The organism is Paenibacillus sp. sgz302190 (assembly GCF_059820445.1).
In genome coordinates this window covers 1-14,742 of record NZ_JBZYAO010000007.1, presented here as the reverse complement: position 1 = coordinate 14,742, position 14,742 = coordinate 1, and the positions used below count along the sequence as shown (strand labels likewise).

General features: G+C 51.5%; 22 protein-coding genes. 6 read left to right on the top strand and 16 right to left on the bottom strand.

Going from position 1 to position 14,742, the window contains the following annotated elements:
• Positions 1-25: 25 nt before the first annotated feature.
• The 7 genes from AC6RNO_RS10440 to AC6RNO_RS10410 form a co-directional block, all read right to left on the bottom strand.
• Positions 26-589, bottom strand: a complete 564-nt coding sequence (locus tag AC6RNO_RS10440) for a hypothetical protein (RefSeq protein WP_488435203.1) — start codon at positions 587-589, stop codon at positions 26-28.
• Between the two features lie 76 nt (positions 590-665).
• On the bottom strand, positions 666-839 hold the full coding sequence (locus tag AC6RNO_RS10435; RefSeq protein ID WP_488435204.1) for a hypothetical protein: 174 nt from the start codon (positions 837-839) through the stop codon (positions 666-668).
• A gap of 68 nt (positions 840-907) precedes the next feature.
• Positions 908-1,282 (bottom strand): hypothetical protein, encoded by a 375-nt coding sequence (locus tag AC6RNO_RS10430; protein ID WP_488435205.1) that lies wholly within the window; start codon positions 1,280-1,282, stop codon positions 908-910.
• A 6-nt stretch (positions 1,283-1,288) separates the two neighbouring features.
• Positions 1,289-2,680, bottom strand: coding sequence for a class II fumarate hydratase (fumC, locus tag AC6RNO_RS10425; protein WP_497105401.1), 1,392 nt, complete (start codon positions 2,678-2,680; stop codon positions 1,289-1,291).
• A gap of 462 nt (positions 2,681-3,142) precedes the next feature.
• Positions 3,143-3,664, bottom strand: a complete 522-nt coding sequence (locus AC6RNO_RS10420) for a GNAT family N-acetyltransferase (RefSeq protein WP_474680103.1) — start codon at positions 3,662-3,664, stop codon at positions 3,143-3,145.
• A gap of 773 nt (positions 3,665-4,437) precedes the next feature.
• Positions 4,438-4,800: a HesB/IscA family protein gene (locus AC6RNO_RS10415; protein WP_474680101.1), complete on the bottom strand. Its 363-nt coding sequence runs from the start codon at positions 4,798-4,800 to the stop codon at positions 4,438-4,440.
• 87 nt (positions 4,801-4,887) lie between these two features.
• Positions 4,888-5,070 carry an aspartyl-phosphate phosphatase Spo0E family protein gene (locus AC6RNO_RS10410; RefSeq protein ID WP_474680100.1) on the bottom strand — a complete coding sequence of 61 codons (183 nt, stop codon included), beginning with the start codon at positions 5,068-5,070 and terminating at the stop codon, positions 4,888-4,890.
• Between the two features lie 201 nt (positions 5,071-5,271).
• On the opposite strand from AC6RNO_RS10410, the gene mqnE reads away from it, so the two are divergent.
• Positions 5,272-6,372: an aminofutalosine synthase MqnE gene (mqnE, locus tag AC6RNO_RS10405; RefSeq protein ID WP_474680099.1), complete on the top strand. Its 1,101-nt coding sequence runs from the start codon at positions 5,272-5,274 to the stop codon at positions 6,370-6,372.
• 48 nt (positions 6,373-6,420) lie between these two features.
• Positions 6,421-7,485: an NAD(P)/FAD-dependent oxidoreductase gene (locus tag AC6RNO_RS10400; protein ID WP_474680098.1), complete on the top strand. Its 1,065-nt coding sequence runs from the start codon at positions 6,421-6,423 to the stop codon at positions 7,483-7,485.
• A 3-nt stretch (positions 7,486-7,488) separates the two neighbouring features.
• Here the strand turns inward: AC6RNO_RS10400 and AC6RNO_RS10395 are convergent, their stop codons facing one another.
• Positions 7,489-7,743, bottom strand: a complete 255-nt coding sequence (locus AC6RNO_RS10395; RefSeq protein ID WP_474680097.1) for a YuzB family protein — start codon at positions 7,741-7,743, stop codon at positions 7,489-7,491.
• Between the two features lie 101 nt (positions 7,744-7,844).
• Between AC6RNO_RS10395 and AC6RNO_RS10390 the strand changes: the two genes are divergently transcribed.
• Complete coding sequence (locus tag AC6RNO_RS10390; protein ID WP_134751012.1) at positions 7,845-8,090, top strand: NifU family protein; 246 nt, start codon at positions 7,845-7,847, stop codon at positions 8,088-8,090.
• Positions 8,091-8,274: 184 nt separating this feature from the next.
• On the opposite strand, the gene AC6RNO_RS10385 is transcribed toward AC6RNO_RS10390, so the two are convergent.
• The 6 genes from AC6RNO_RS10385 to AC6RNO_RS10360 all read right to left on the bottom strand — a co-directional run bounded on the left by AC6RNO_RS10385 (position 8,275) and on the right by AC6RNO_RS10360 (position 12,538).
• Complete coding sequence (locus AC6RNO_RS10385) at positions 8,275-9,072, bottom strand: SDR family oxidoreductase (protein ID WP_474680096.1); 798 nt, start codon at positions 9,070-9,072, stop codon at positions 8,275-8,277.
• A gap of 7 nt (positions 9,073-9,079) precedes the next feature.
• Complete coding sequence (locus AC6RNO_RS10380) at positions 9,080-9,790, bottom strand: Cthe_2314 family HEPN domain-containing protein (protein WP_488435209.1); 711 nt, start codon at positions 9,788-9,790, stop codon at positions 9,080-9,082.
• 34 nt (positions 9,791-9,824) lie between these two features.
• Positions 9,825-10,778 carry an EamA family transporter gene (locus tag AC6RNO_RS10375; RefSeq protein WP_497105400.1) on the bottom strand — a complete coding sequence of 318 codons (954 nt, stop codon included), beginning with the start codon at positions 10,776-10,778 and terminating at the stop codon, positions 9,825-9,827.
• Positions 10,775-10,960 carry a hypothetical protein gene (locus AC6RNO_RS10370; RefSeq protein WP_474680266.1) on the bottom strand — a complete coding sequence of 62 codons (186 nt, stop codon included), beginning with the start codon at positions 10,958-10,960 and terminating at the stop codon, positions 10,775-10,777. The genes AC6RNO_RS10375 and AC6RNO_RS10370 overlap by 4 nt, the downstream gene beginning before the upstream one ends.
• Positions 10,961-11,046: 86 nt before the next feature.
• Positions 11,047-11,958: a COX15/CtaA family protein gene (locus AC6RNO_RS10365; RefSeq protein ID WP_488435211.1), complete on the bottom strand. Its 912-nt coding sequence runs from the start codon at positions 11,956-11,958 to the stop codon at positions 11,047-11,049.
• 235 nt (positions 11,959-12,193) lie between these two features.
• Positions 12,194-12,538 (bottom strand): thioredoxin family protein, encoded by a 345-nt coding sequence (locus AC6RNO_RS10360; RefSeq protein ID WP_474680092.1) that lies wholly within the window; start codon positions 12,536-12,538, stop codon positions 12,194-12,196.
• 255 nt (positions 12,539-12,793) lie between these two features.
• Here AC6RNO_RS10360 and AC6RNO_RS10355 point away from each other — a divergent pair, with 255 nt between their 5' ends.
• From AC6RNO_RS10355 to AC6RNO_RS10345, 3 genes are all read left to right on the top strand, one after another.
• On the top strand, positions 12,794-12,946 hold the full coding sequence (locus AC6RNO_RS10355; RefSeq protein ID WP_474680091.1) for a DUF1540 domain-containing protein: 153 nt from the start codon (positions 12,794-12,796) through the stop codon (positions 12,944-12,946).
• A 215-nt stretch (positions 12,947-13,161) separates the two neighbouring features.
• Positions 13,162-14,001 (top strand): SPFH domain-containing protein, encoded by an 840-nt coding sequence (locus AC6RNO_RS10350; RefSeq protein ID WP_497105399.1) that lies wholly within the window; start codon positions 13,162-13,164, stop codon positions 13,999-14,001.
• A gap of 12 nt (positions 14,002-14,013) precedes the next feature.
• On the top strand, positions 14,014-14,223 hold the full coding sequence (locus tag AC6RNO_RS10345) for a type II toxin-antitoxin system antitoxin (protein WP_474680089.1): 210 nt from the start codon (positions 14,014-14,016) through the stop codon (positions 14,221-14,223).
• Between the two features lie 233 nt (positions 14,224-14,456).
• Here AC6RNO_RS10345 and AC6RNO_RS10340 read toward each other — a convergent pair whose 3' ends face one another.
• Positions 14,457-14,570, bottom strand: a complete 114-nt coding sequence (locus AC6RNO_RS10340; RefSeq protein WP_497105398.1) for a stalk domain-containing protein — start codon at positions 14,568-14,570, stop codon at positions 14,457-14,459.
• A partial coding sequence (locus AC6RNO_RS10335; protein WP_497105397.1) for a hypothetical protein occupies positions 14,563-14,742 on the bottom strand: 180 nt, incomplete at its 5' end. The genes AC6RNO_RS10335 and AC6RNO_RS10340, both read right to left, overlap by 8 nt.

The window sequence follows — 14,742 nt, the reverse complement described above, 5'->3', positions numbered from 1 at the left end:
TTCTTTTTTCGCATCATGGGGCTTTTTACTTGGACGCGCCCCATTTCCGCTTGATCAGCACGCCGATTCCAAACAAGCCGAGCAGCACAACGGCGATGATGGCAAAATAGCCCCAAGCCCCCCCATAACCCGCCAAGTTCACACGATGAGTTGGCGCTGAACTTTGTCCCAGCTTTTGCAGATCGGCAGAAGCCAAAGAAAGCTCCGTCGTCCTGGTGCACAATCCGGTGGCGAGACGGCGCTCCTCATTCTCGTAGGCGTACACCAAATACGACTGTCCCTTGACAAACTCAGCCCCGCAGGAGCTTGAACTCATCGCCGTATAAACGGCCATCTGCGAATCCTCCGCCCCTTTCCAATTGCCGGCAACTTCGAAGACGACCCGAACCGGATCCGCCGAGCTGCGCATCAATCTGAACGGGCTTCCTTCTTCCACCCGCAGCACTTTTCCCGAAAATACGGCGTTCGCCTTTGCCAATGCCACCGCCGGTTCCGGAGGCTGCGCACAGGAGCAGGCATGAGCCTGACGAACATCCAGCCATGGCAGCAGCAGACCAAGCACAAGCATGGCATACACAATTTTTCGCATGGTAAAAGCCTCCAATCTAACGTTTACTTTTAAACGCAGATGAAGGCGATTTTGTTGCTCCAGGCAAAAACCCCAGTTATTTCAGAACTTCTGTTTCCTCCAAAATAAAAGCTTTCAACTTTTGATCCGCAATATCATGGCTAAGGCGCATAATAGCCTCGACCTCTAATTCCGCTCCTTTGTCATCAAAATCATGATAATCGCCCGGCTGCTGCTTCGAGCGGCAGACGATTTCATACAACATGCCCAAACAAGATCACCTTCCATCTAAAAATGAATTCGTTAATTATATGTGTGAAATCATAAGATTGACTATACTTATTTGCTCAACAAACGGTTGTCCATGGCGATTTCTTCGGCAAATTGATAATCGACGGCCAGCAAACCGCTGGAATGCGGCGCGGAAGGAAGCGGAAGATTCGCGTCGGCTTCGACCAGCCCTTTGCACGAAAATACGACCCGGCAAGCCGAACAACCGAGCTGCTCGGCCTTATGTCCGGCAAACTGCCGAATCGCGTCCAGCAGCTTCTCGAACTGATCTTCCGACTCCAGTTCAAGCAAATAAAGATCGACGCAAAGCTCCAAGCGTCCCGCTCCGGCCGATACTTGCCCTACGGCGCCCCAAGGCTCCAGATAGCCTTGCTCCAGTTGAAATCCGTACAGAGTATCCGATATTGCTATTGCATTCCACATCGCTGCTCACTCCGCTTTCGGTTCGATCATAAGTTCAGGACGGACGATCCGGTCGAACTGCTCTTCGCTCAAAACATGGTTCTTGAGAACGGCTTCTTTTAGCGTAATGCCTTCTTTGTGGGCCAGTTTGGCGACGGCGGCCGCGTTATCATAGCCGATATGCGGATTTAATGCCGTAACGAGCATTAAGGAGCGCTCCAGATGGCCGCTGATGACCGCAAGGTTCGGTTCGATGCCAACCGCGCAATGCTCGTTGAAAGAACGGATGCTGTCAGCCAACAGCCGGGCTGACTGCAGGAAATTGTAGATGATGACCGGCTTGAAAACGTTCAGCTCAAAATTGCCCTGGCTCGCTGCAAAACCGATAGCCGCATCGTTGCCCATGACCTGGCACACCACCATCGTCAGCGCTTCGCTCTGCGTCGGGTTCACTTTGCCAGGCATGATCGAGCTTCCCGGCTCATTGGCCGGGATGGTCAGCTCGCCGATCCCGCTGCGCGGCCCGCTGGCGAGCCATCTCACATCGTTGGCGATCTTCATCAGATCGGCCGCCAACGCCTTGAAAGCGCCATGAACGTGCACGAGCTCGTCATGGCTCGTTAAGGCATGGAATTTGTTCGCGGCGCTAACAAATGTTTTGCCTGTCAGCCGGCCGATCTCCTGGGCGACCAGCTCGCCGAACCGGGGATGGGCGTTAATCCCCGTGCCGACGGCCGTCCCGCCGATAGCCAGCTCGCGCAAAAACTCCAGGCTTTGGCGAAGCATCGCCTCCGATTTTTCCAGCATGCGGACCCAGCCGCTGATCTCCTGTCCGAGCGTGATCGGCGTCGCATCCTGCAGGTGGGTGCGGCCGATTTTGATGACGGCCGCATAGCTCTCGCTCTTGGCGCGAAGCGTTGCCTGAAGGGCTCCGATCGCGGGCAGCAGCTCATCCTCCACGGCCAGCATCGCGGCGATATGCATCGCGGCCGGGAACGTGTCATTCGAGCTTTGCGAGCGGTTGACGTCGTCGTTCGGATGAATACGCCCGTCAAGCCCTTGCTGCTCCAGCAGCTGATTGCCGCGGTTCGCAATAACTTCGTTGACGTTCATATTCGTCTGCGTGCCGCTGCCCGTCTGCCAAACGACAAGCGGAAAATGCTCGTTCAGCGTGCCGGAAATAATCTCGTCCGCCGCCGCTTGAATCGCCGTCGCTTTATCGGCGTTCAGCTTGCCGAGCTGTGCGTTCACCGCTGCGGCGCTCCGCTTCAAAATGCCGAACGCCCGGATGAGCGGCAGCGGCATTTTTTCCGTGCCGATTTGAAAATTGACGAAACTTCTTTGCGTTTGAGCGGCCCATAATTTATCCGCCGGAACCTGAACTTCCCCTAATGTATCTTTTTCAATACGATAATCCATCGTTAACCTCCTGATATAGACTTCTGTGTTATGTATGACATCGATGTTGGTTTTATGATAAATGATAATGATTATCATTGTCAAATTGAAGATGGCGATGACCGCTCGCCTACAGTAATGCGCGCCAGTAAACCAGAGCCATCCTGACGGAAATACGTCGCCTACGATGATGACGGAACCATCCAAACGCTGATCTTGGTATATGGGCGGGGATTGTGTATGAAAATTCGTGCACAATTTAGCCTTGGAAAGCCGGAATCGAAAATCTGTACGAAAAATCGCATAGAATTCCTCATTTCTGTCGATTCCGACAAATTGTATATGAAAAAACACACAGATTCATAGACAAGCATACGATCAAACTGCAACGAACCGTACAAGTCTTAAACGTGATCCCGGAAGCTTTTTCCGCGCAAAAAGACGCTCAGGACCGCGGCCCGGAGCGTCTGCAATTTATGATTTTCACAGAAAATAGACCATGTGATGCTCATCGAAATATTGGCCGTTTATTTTTAGGGCGCGTTCTTCAACAGCATATGTTTTAAATCCTATTTTCTCGTAAAGCAATTTTGCCTTCTGATTGCCTACGACTGATAAATGCACTTGTTCTAACCCTGAAACCTGCCTGGCATAGTGCAGGACAAACTCCATGATTTGCGTGCCGATTCCATTTCCTTGCGCGTCGGATTTGACATACATACCCCAAATATAACCTTTATGCTTGGATTTGTTTTGATGATATTGAAAAAATCCGGCAACGCCTATTAATTCGCCATTTTCAAAAGCTCCCGAAATAAAATTGTTGTCCGAATGAGTTCGATTCCAGCGCTCCCTCAAGTTCTCGGCGGTAACATGCTGCTCTTCCTCCAGGGAAGAACCGAAAGATTCGGGATAATCCCCAAGCGCCTGCAAACGAATGTCCCGAAAAGCTTCGGCATCCCGAATAGTCAATTTACGTATTTCTACCATTAAAAGTTCTCCCAACTAAAAATCCTCCCAACACTTGGGGCTTGCATCCTGCCGCACCTGCAAAATTCAACTATAAAAATGGTATTTTTTACAGGAACTTTGTTTTTCTTCGCCCAATCATAACGTAACCGGGCACAGCTTTCGCCATACATACCCTCACTAGTCCCATGCCACGCTTCCGCCCCCTCACCCGCCAGCACTTCCCGATCGAGCATCACGGAGAAATCCTGCACTAACGCATTACTGATCAGCACCGCACGCAAAAACCTGCAAAAGTACATCTTTTTACGTCCTCGATGGGCTCGATGCAAAATATTCCTGCAAATGTGCAGGCTTTTCCGCCCAAACTCTTGCTCAGACCCGTTTTCGGCAAAAATTCCTGCACAATCGCAGGCTTTTCTCCCAATCGTGCCACTACGGCCGAAAATTCCTGCACTTTTGCAGTTTTTCTGCGCAAATGCTCCGTCAGCCGCCAGACGATGTCCTGGCTAGCGAGTTTTTCTGCTATCGCCTTAACAGCGTTAAGCTTTTGGCGTTATTCGGCCGATTTCAGGGCGAAAACTACTCATCACGCATGTATAGTGCAAATTTCACGTTACGCTTAACCTTGATAAGCCAACCATTTGCAAGCGCGTTTCCTACTTTCCGCCAATTGCCAACTTTGAAATAAACTAACCGCGGATGTAAAAACAAAAACCTCCTGATGGAATATTCACGTAGAATATTTCGTCAGGAGGCCGTAATCGCTAGGTGCCTCGGTTATCGCCTCAGTGTCAGAAGGACAACCCTTAATCCTCGCAAGGCTGCGCTAACGCCGCGTCCTCTTCCTTCGTGCGGAACGACTGTCCGCAGCCGCAGGATGCTACCGCATTCGGATTGTTGATGGTGAAGCCGCCGCCCATGCCGGAGTCTTGGTAGTCGATTTCGACGCCGTACAAGTACTTCGCGCTGTCTTCGTCTACGACGACCTTCAGGCCATGAATGGTCATTACTTTATCGTCATCCTTCTGATCGTCGTCGAACCCCATCCCGTAAGAGTAGCCGCTGCAGCCTCCGGCTTTGACGCCGACGCGCAGGAACAGGTTCGGTGATTCTTCAGAAGCCAAAAGATCTTTAATTTTATCGCACGCTGATTCGCTGATCGTGATCATTAGGAAATCCCTCCTATTCGTATTGCTTACTAACAAGTATACTCCTAATGAGAAGAATGCTCAAGGGCTCGGGCGTCCTTCGTTCCTTCATTTGTTGTTTCGGCTTAGCGCGTAATACTGGAGCAGCAATTGATCCAGGTTTCTGCTGCACTGCAGAACTTCGGGATGCATAAGGCCGTGCCGACTGCCAAGCCGCACCATCTGGTCTCTAAGCTGTTCGATTTGTATATGAAGCCGCTCCTGCGGTTCGGTTAGGAAAGTCGTTAGCACGATTTTATCACCTTAATCTAACATTCTCACAATAATTTAGTATACAGGAATCTTCACTTATTGGGAATATCTTCATGGCAGGTTGTGGAAAGGCTAATAGTTTGGGGTCTGCCGCCAGATTATCGCCCTGTACATATTGCCCCTCTCTGCCCATAGGTTTATAATAATAAAGGTTTATATTGAGATGGGGAGGGAAAAATCATGAGTGTCGTGATCACGAACCCTGAAAAACGGATGGCCGAAATCGCCGATAAAGTGGAGCACGGAGAACGCTTATCGCTGGAAGACGGCTTGTTCCTTTATCAGTCGGACGATCTTCCGACCATTGGTCAATTAGCAAATAAAGTGAACCTGCGCTTGAACGGAAAAAAGGTTTACTTTGTCGAGAATATGAGCCTCTACTTCACCAACGTTTGCGAGGAGCACTGCGCATTTTGCCATTTCCGCCGCGATGAGGGTGAGGAAGGGGCTTATACGCTTACGCCCGGACAAATGCTGGAGTATGTTGCGGAGCATTATCATCCGGAGCTGCGGGAGTTTCACATTAGCCAGGGGCATAATCCCCACGTACCGTTCGAATACTATGTGGATTGCATCCGCCAGCTGAAGCAGGCTTATCCCGATGTTACCATTAAGGCGCATACCGCGGCGGAAATTGAATTTTTCTCGCGGATCAGCGGGCTCAGCTACCGCGACGTGCTGAAGACGCTGATGGATGCGGGGCTTTCGACGCTGCCTGGAGGCGGCGCGGAAATTTTAACCGAGCGCTACCGGTCCAAGATGAGGGTGGAAAAAGCCTCTTCGGAAGAATGGCTTGAAGTGCACCGTACAGCGCACCAGCTTGGCATGAAAACTCATGCGACCATGCTGTACGGCTCGATTGAAACGTTGGAGGAGCGCGTTCATCATATGACGCTGCTGCGCGAGCTGCAGGACGAGACGGGCGGATTCCTCGTATTTATTCCGAATTCGATTCAGCCGGCCAGCAAAAATGCCGGAATTAAGCGCCGCGTGCCGGCTTTTGACGAGCTGAAGACGATCGCTATCAGCCGCTTGATGCTCGATAATTTCCCGCACATCAAGGCTTATTTCATTAATATCGGCACCAAGCTGACCCAATTGTCGTTCGCTTTCGGCGCATCCGATGCGCACGGTACGATCGTGAAGGAACGGATCTCGCACGCGGCCGGGGCCACGTCGCCCGAGGGCTTGACCAAGGACGATCTTGTCTGGCTGATCAAAGGCGCCGGCCGCATTCCGGTGGAACGCGATACCTTTTATAATGAAATTAAGGTTTATTAGTCATAATATTATACGTAGATCTAGAGACTAGAAGGGATATTGGCACAGATGAAAAAGTTTGTCATTCTCGGTGGGGGTTATGGCGGGTTGACCATAGCCTTACAATTGCTGGAAAAGAAGCTGCCCGATGATACGGTTGTCGTGTTGGTGGATCGCAGTCCATTTCAAGGTTTAAAAACGGAATATTATGCGCTTGCTTCAGGCACCGTTGCAGAGACACACGTACGTGTTGCCTATCCGGTGGATCCTCGCCTGATTCTTACTTACGGAGAGGTAACGGAAGTGGATTTGGATCAGAAGCAGGTACTGTTTGCCGACAAAGAACCGTTAACGTATGATTGGCTTGTTGTCGGCTTGGGCTGCGTAGACAGTTATCACGGTATCGCCGGCGCCCAGGAGAATTCTTGCAGCATTCAGACTTTCTGCCAGACACGGGCTACTTATCAAAAGGTGAACGATGTCGCGCCATACGGTCAAATCTCGATTATCGGCGGCGGATTAAGCGGTGTCGAAATGGCATCCGAGCTTCGCGAGAGCAGACCGGACCTGAACATCCGTCTGATCGACCGCGGAGCTAGTCTGTTGTCTTCCTTCCCTAACAATCTGCAGCAGTATGTAAGAGACTGGATGGTAGAGCATGACATTGAGCTCAGACCGAATGTGTCGCTTGTCCGGCTGGACGGCGGAGATCTGTACAATCAGGACGAAATCATCAAAACCGATGTGACGGTCTGGACCGCAGGCATCCAGCCAAGCCCGATCGTTCAAGCTATGAACGTTCCCAAAGACAAGCAGGGCCGTGTGATCCTCAACGGGTACCATCAGATCCCGGATTATCCGGACGTGTACGTCGTCGGCGACTGCGCCTCGCTCCCGTTCGCTCCGAGCGCTCAGGCGGCCGAAGCGCAGGGCAGGCAAATTGCCGAGGTTATGCTGGCGATTTGGAACGGCGATACCCCTCGGCTCGGCAAAATCAAGCTCAAAGGGGTTCTCGGTTCGCTCGGCAAAAAAGCAGGATTCGGCATCATGGGCAAGCGCACCCTCATGACCGGCAAAATTGCCCGGGCGATTAAAAGCGGTGTGCTCTGGAAATCCAAGCACCACTTCGGCTGACGTTTATTCGCCGAGAAGATCGTACATCGCTTCGAGCTCGCCGATTTTTTGTATAATAACGTCAAGAAGGCGTTCCGCGCTTTCCGCGGCGACGATTTCGCCATTCACCAACGCGTAAGGTTCCATATAGCACTGCCCGCAATTGCCAAGACAGCCGTATTCGACGACATCGTATTCCGGATTTTGCTCAAGTGCTTTCATAACTTTATCTGTGCCGTGGTGCATGTTGCTGGCGCAAAATTCAATAATCGGTCTCATTGGACAAATCCACCTAACTTTTGATTTTCCATGCTTCTTGAAAACCATTTTCATTTGTACTTTATTGTACTATAATAATAAAAGAAAGGAGATGATTCAATATGACTGAAAATACAAAAGAAACAATGTATGATGAAGTCCTTGAAGTTTTAGATAAGCTTCGTCCTTTTCTCCAACGCGACGGCGGTGACGTTGAGCTGGTCGACGTGGAAGACGGAATCGTTAAGCTGAAGCTGATGGGTGCCTGCGGCAGCTGCCCGAGCTCCACGATCACGCTCAAAGCCGGTATCGAAAGAGCGCTGGTTGAAGAAGTCGAAGGCGTTCAAGAAGTCGTACAAGTATTCTAAGCTTTAAAATTAAGAGAGCTTACCTCTGCGGTAAGCTCTTTTTGCTGCGGCTAGGAGTCTGGCGGGCGGAGCTGCTTTTGTGCATGCCGGTGTGAATAATGACCCTTATATTTCCGTTCACGCTGCATAATTACTGTCATTTTGCATGTATATATACCTTCTACGTGGTGCATCGGACAGACTCCTAGGAGTCCAGCTTGCGCTGCTTTAAAACGGGGAGCGGCTGGATCGGGTCCAGCCCGCCGGAAATGTCCATGATGTTGCCGGTAATAAAGTCCGAGTCCGGCGAGCACAGGAAGGAAATGGCCCGGGCGACATCTTCGCCCGTTCCCGGACGTCCGACCGGCGTTTCGCCGTCCGCTTCCAGGCGGGCCTGCTGCATCGTCCGCTCTTTGTTATGGCCGCGAATATCGCCCGGACATATCATATTTACCGTGATGCCGCTTTCGGCCTCCTCTTCCGCCAGCGTCTTCGTGAAGGAAACGAGTCCTACCTTGGCGGCCGCATAGACGGCCCGGTGCGTCCAGCCTCTGGCCTCCGCGGCTTTGCCGAAGCCGAAATGAATGATCCGCCCCCATCGGCGCGCTCTCATCATCGGCAGAACGAGATGATCGAGCTCCATGACCCCCAGCAGGTTGCCGCGCGTCAAATATTCGATCTCGTCCATGCTATAGTCGGCAAAAAAGCGCCTTTCTCTGTAAAAGGGCCCGGCATTGTTCACAAGAATATCGATCGGCCCCAGTCCGGAGGCCGCCGTTTCCACAATTCGCACGATATCCTCGCGCTTGGCGACGTCCCCTTGAACGGCAATGCTCCGAACGCCGAGCTGCGTCAGTTCCTGAACGAGCCGGGATGCTTCCGCCTCGCTGGTTACATAGTTGACGGCAACGTCGCAGCCTTGCGCCGCAAGCGCAAGCGCGGTCATTTTCCCGAGCCCTTTGGCACTGCCTGTAATCAGAGCTGTTCGCCCTCTCAGTTCCATGGTTATCTTACCCCTTTGCGATCTTTGCCGTTATATACGAAAAAGCCACGATCAACGTGCGGCACACCATGTCAAACCCTTGCTGGAGATCGTCCACGTTCGATTTCACATTTTCTACGTGAATGCGGTCGCCCGGAACAGGCTCCTTTTGCATCAAATCATCCAGCATTTCCGCATTAATGTAGTGAATCTCCATGTTGCGCTGATTCCGCAGGCGGTCCAGAGGGCTTTTATATTCCATTTTCAAATTGTAGAGTTGGAGCTCAAGCGAGCTGTGGATATGGTTCTCATGCATGCGCCGCAGGACGGTAAAATAGGAAAACCGGCTTTTGACAGCTTCGGTCTTCATGTCGAACAAATCGTTCATAAACGTTCCCAGCTTGTCCAATATGGAAAACACGCGAATGAATGCATTTTTGTAGAAGTAAACGAAACGGCGGTAATCTTCGAGCTCCTGCGGGTTCATTTCCTCCAAATAGGCTTTATGAATGTTCGCCGCATAGCGTTCACAGCAGTACTTGCTTTGCTCAAGCTCATCCAGCGCGTCCAGGAACCCTTTGCTCCAGATTGACAGCCGGTGATGCTTTTTGCTTGAAACAGCATGTCCATCGCGGCCTCCGGCCTGCAGGGAGCGGATATAGCTCCTCACCGCATCGCCTGCTTCGAGCAACAGCCCGCTATCCGAACGTTTGGGCTCGCCAAATAACATTCTAAGCATACCCCTCACCCCATTGTTCAGATTCCATGTTGTTTTAAAGCTTCGCGCTTTGGGGCGCGGAAGAAACTTTGCCGGCGCGGCCGCGGTCGCGCTGCACCAAATACATTGCAACAAGCACGCCTGCACCGCCGATGTACTGATTCAGGGAGATGGATTCGTTCAGTAAAAATATTCCCCCCACCGCCGCCGTCACGGGAAGCAAGTATCCGTAAGCCGATGACTTGAACGGTCCCAGACGGCCCAGACTCCAGTTATGGATGGAAAAACCTAACGCCGTAGCCAGCAACGAAGTGTAGATCAGACTGATCCATCCGGTCTGCGATATGCCGGCCAAGTAGGCGCCATCGACGTTCCACAGCACGAAAGGCAGCAGCGACACGGCGCCGGCCGTCATTTCCAGCGAAATCAGCAGCGGCAGCGGATAGCGCTGCACCAGCCGGTTCATGCCGATCAAATAAACGGCCCCCATCCCGCTCCGCATCAGGAGCAAAATGTCGCCGCGCAGCGTATCCGCGCCCAGATGAAAGCCTTCCGCGCCGCCGGATACGATAATGATCACGCTGCAAAGGGCAAGCGGTATGCCGACCGCGATCCGCCATGTCAGCTTCACCTGCCTGGCTACCAGAGCAATGATCACGGTAATAACCGGCATAAAGCCCCGGCCCAGCACAGCGCCGTTGGCGGAATTGGAAAACTGCAGCGCATACTGCAGCATCGCTTCCATTCCGACGGCGTTCAGAACGCCCAGACCGCATATCAGCAGCAAGTCGCGGCCGGCGATATGCGCTTTGAGCCTCCGCGATCGATAATAGAAATAAGTATATACCCACAAAATCGGAATCATACTCGCAAAACGGAGCCCGTTGAACACGAGAGGGTCCCATTCCTGTCCCCCGATTTTCATCGAAGACAGGTTAATTCCCCAGAGAATGTAAACAAGGACGAACCCCAAATGTGGGAGAAGCTTGCTCGAATCACCGGAATTCATGCAAAATATTCCTTCCAGCGGTTGTCTACCAGTTCCACGATATCTTCCCGAGGCACAAGCTCATCCGGGTAACCGGGCTTCATGCGGGCATCGATGACGATTGGCGCCTGAGCCGATATTTCGATCAACTGATTTTCCCGGCGTAAAATTTCGAGGTAGGCTCGTAAATTTGTAGGTACCATCTATGTTCCCACCTTTTCGACTTTTAGCACAATTTATTCGCCTTAGCATGGAAATAGCCTTCTTACGAAGGCTTCCATGGCACGGCTTAGTTTTTCTCTTTGCGGTAATAAAGCGTCAAAACACATAGATAACTGAGGAAACCGAACAAACAGGCTACGATAACCGCATGGACCATGCCGGTCAATAAGTAAGCAAGCTCGTTGCCCATCGACCAGGTAACTACGGCGCCGCTTAGTATTTGCAGCAGGACGAAAATCAGCGCCCATTTGCTGCCTAGAAACATCGTATCCGCTTCGCCATACTGTCTTTTCGCCCGAAGGTACAGAACCAAAATGCATATGAACAGCAGCAGCGCGGCTACGCGGTGGGCAAAGACGATGGCGGTCGCTCCGCTGAGCTCGGGAATGACCTGACCGTTGCACAGCGGCCAGCCGGTACAGCCTCCGGACGATGTCGTATGGCGCACGAAAGCTCCCAAATATACGACGACATAAGTATACACGGTCGTTACCCAGACAAGCGCTGTAAACCCGCTTTTGACGATTCCCTTGCCTTGATACTGCCCGTAAGGCGTAAATACAAGAGCGAGCAGCAGCGAGAAAGCGAAGGCCAGGAGCGAGAGCCCGAAATGGAGCGCCAGCACGACGGAAGACTGCGGCCAAACGACAGCCATAGCTCCCATAGCCGCCTGGATCAGCGTCATCACGACTGTGCCGGTAATGAACCATTTGGCGTCGCTGCGCTTCACATAGCGAAATACGAGGTAAAACGTAACGATCAGCACCAGCGTAACGATGCCGACAACGAGCCTGTGGCTGTATTCGATAAACGAAGAGATCGTGTGCGCCGGCACAAATTGCCCGTGGCATAACGGCCATTCGTCTCCGCAGCCTCTGCCTGCATCGGCTTTAGTAACAAGCGCGCCCATGGCCAGAATCAGAAACATGCCGATTGCCGAGAGATTCGCAAATCTTTGAATTATTTTTTGCTGCATCATGGCACCTACTTTGAATGTCATTGTTCCAAAAGATGTGTCGAATCGTACTATCCGTTTTCAATTATAGCCTTAATTGACGGGCAAATCCATTCGCAAATGTTACAAAGCCTTGAAACCGTCAGGCCGCGAAAAATAAAGAAAGACGGCCCCGGGAACCGTCCGCCGACAATCATGCATCGATAGCGGACGCTCCTTCCGGGAGCCGTCTTTCCATATGATCCGGGCAGCAGGCGCCTTATTTGGCCAGCGCACCCGATACTTCTACGGCGCGGTCCAGGAACTGCTCGATCTCTTCCCGGGTTTTGCGCAGCTTGCTGACAAAGCGAACCAATTCCTGCCCTTCGCGGAAAGCGATAAAGCTCGGAATGCCGAGAATGTTCAATTGCTCGCACAAATCCGGCACCTCATCGCGATCCAGCTCGATAAAAGCAATGCGGTCCGCATATGCTTGCTCGATGTCCGGCATAAAAGGTTCGATATAATGGCAATCTTTGCACCAGGTAGTTTTGAAAACGGCTACGGTTAAGGAAGGCTGAGCGATCAGCTCCTGAAACTGTTGTTCGTTCGAAATTTTACGCATGATATCCACCTCATTGCATTGGAATTTACTTAGGTATATCACGACCGAACGGCAGTGTCAAGGGATTGAAGCCGGGAATGGAGCCCCAGAAAGGACAAGCGGCTTCTTCTTTTTAAAAATTTACAAATGATCCTATTTTTATGTGTCATTTTGTCCATACTATATACAGCGCAAAATCGCCTGTACGAATCAGAGCCACCTGGTTCGGGAAGAACGTTTTGTGCTGCAGCTTTTGGCGCGAGGAGGTGAGCGATTATGGCCAAAGACGTTTTGTGCGAAGTAGATTCCTGCCGCTACTGGGCTAACCAGAACAAATGCACCGCATCGTCCATTTACATTGTGAACCACGCTGCAAAAAACGCGGACACTTCCGGAGAAACCGACTGCAAAACTTTTGAAACTAAATAAGATGGAATCCGTCAGAAGGGACCTCGTGGTTCCTTCTTTCTTTTTACTGCGTCGGTAAAATCCGCATTCTATGTCTACCTCATAGTGTAATCAAGAATGATAATTATTATCACAATTACTTAAATTATTTTTGGTGTATTTACATTAAAAGTAAAAAGTGATATCATTAAAATATCAAATTAATATAAACTTTATTGCATAAGGAGTTGGAACTCATGAAAGAAGCAAAAGCTTGGTCTGTAAACGGATTTCTTGGTTTCGTTTTGTCGTTGATTGCTGTTGGTATCGGCATCGTGCTGCTCGCCCTGGGATCGGTCGCTCCCGGCATCATTGTTTCCATCCTCGGCTTCCTGTTCAGCACGACGATCACGATCGTTCAGCCGAATGAGGCGTCCGTCATTACTTTTTTCGGCAAATATTCCGGCACGATCCGCAAAAGCGGGCTTTGGCTCATCGTTCCTTTCTCGACAAGAAAGAAAATTTCGCTGCGGGTCCGCAACTTTAACAGCGTGAAGCTGAAAGTCAACGATGTCGAAGGAAATCCGATCGAGATTGCGGCCGTCGTCGTGTTTAAAGTTGTCGACACGTACAAAGCTTTGTTCGAAGTCGACAGTTACGACAAGTTCGTGGAAATTCAAAGCGAAGCCGCTTTGCGCCACGTCGCCAGCAAATACCCGTACGACCGCTATGAAGGCGAGGGCTATTCGCTGCGCGGCAATGCCGACGAAGTCGCAGCCGAACTGAGCCTGGAGCTGCAGGAACGACTCTCCGTCGCAGGCGTCGAAGTGGTGGAGGCCCGTCTTACCCATCTGGCCTACTCGACGGAAATCGCCAGCGCCATGCTTCAGCGCCAGCAAGCTTCCGCCATTCTCTCCGCACGGCAAAAAATCGTGGAAGGCGCGGTAGGCATGGTTCAAATGGCGATCAGCCAGTTGGAAGCCGAAGGATTACATCTCGACGAAGAGAAAAAAGCGGCGATGATCAACAATTTGCTCGTGGCGATCGTATCCGACCGCTCGGCGAGCCCGGTCATCAATACCGGTACGCTGTACTAACGGTACAGAGCTATGGCTCCAAAAAAGAATTTCCCGCTCCGGCTCGATCCAAAATTGTACGAAGCATTGGAGCGATGGGCTACAGATGAATTCCGCAGCGTGAACGGCCATATCGAATACGTGCTGCGCGACGCGCTCCATCGCGCGGGCCGCCTGCCGAAGCCGGGAGCTGTTCCCGATACGGCGGCTCCAGCTTCGCGCCCATCCGACGACACCGAGTAGCGTACCTGCGCTGTCCGGAAACAACGAATAAATCTCCAAAACCACTGCATGCGGCCAGCCGCCATCATGCAGCGCCCCACCGCTCGCCGTGAGAGCCGTGCGCGTTACGCTTGCGAGAACCGCGGGTCGCGAGAACCGTGCGCGTTGCGTTAGCGTGATTGCGAACGGTGCGCTTAAAAGTGGGGATGGAGGTTTATTTTGCGTTTAGAGAGACTGGTAAATTCGAAATAAATCTATTCTTTTTTCGCAAACATTGCGGTCCTTGTGCTTCCATCCCAGTCAACTTTAACACCCAGTATTTCTGCAAGTTGTCTGACAGGCAAGAATGTCAGATCGTTTTTAATCATTGGATACTGCACAGGTTGCAGCCCTGAAGTGGGAGGACAAAGCGGCTTGGCGGGAAAAACCTGCAAAAGTCAGGCTGTTGAGAAACCCCTGTTTGTTTACGAAAGCATAACGAATCATTTGGGAAAAAAAGTATTTCAGGGAGGGGAAATGAGGGTTTGAATGAGGTCTGTA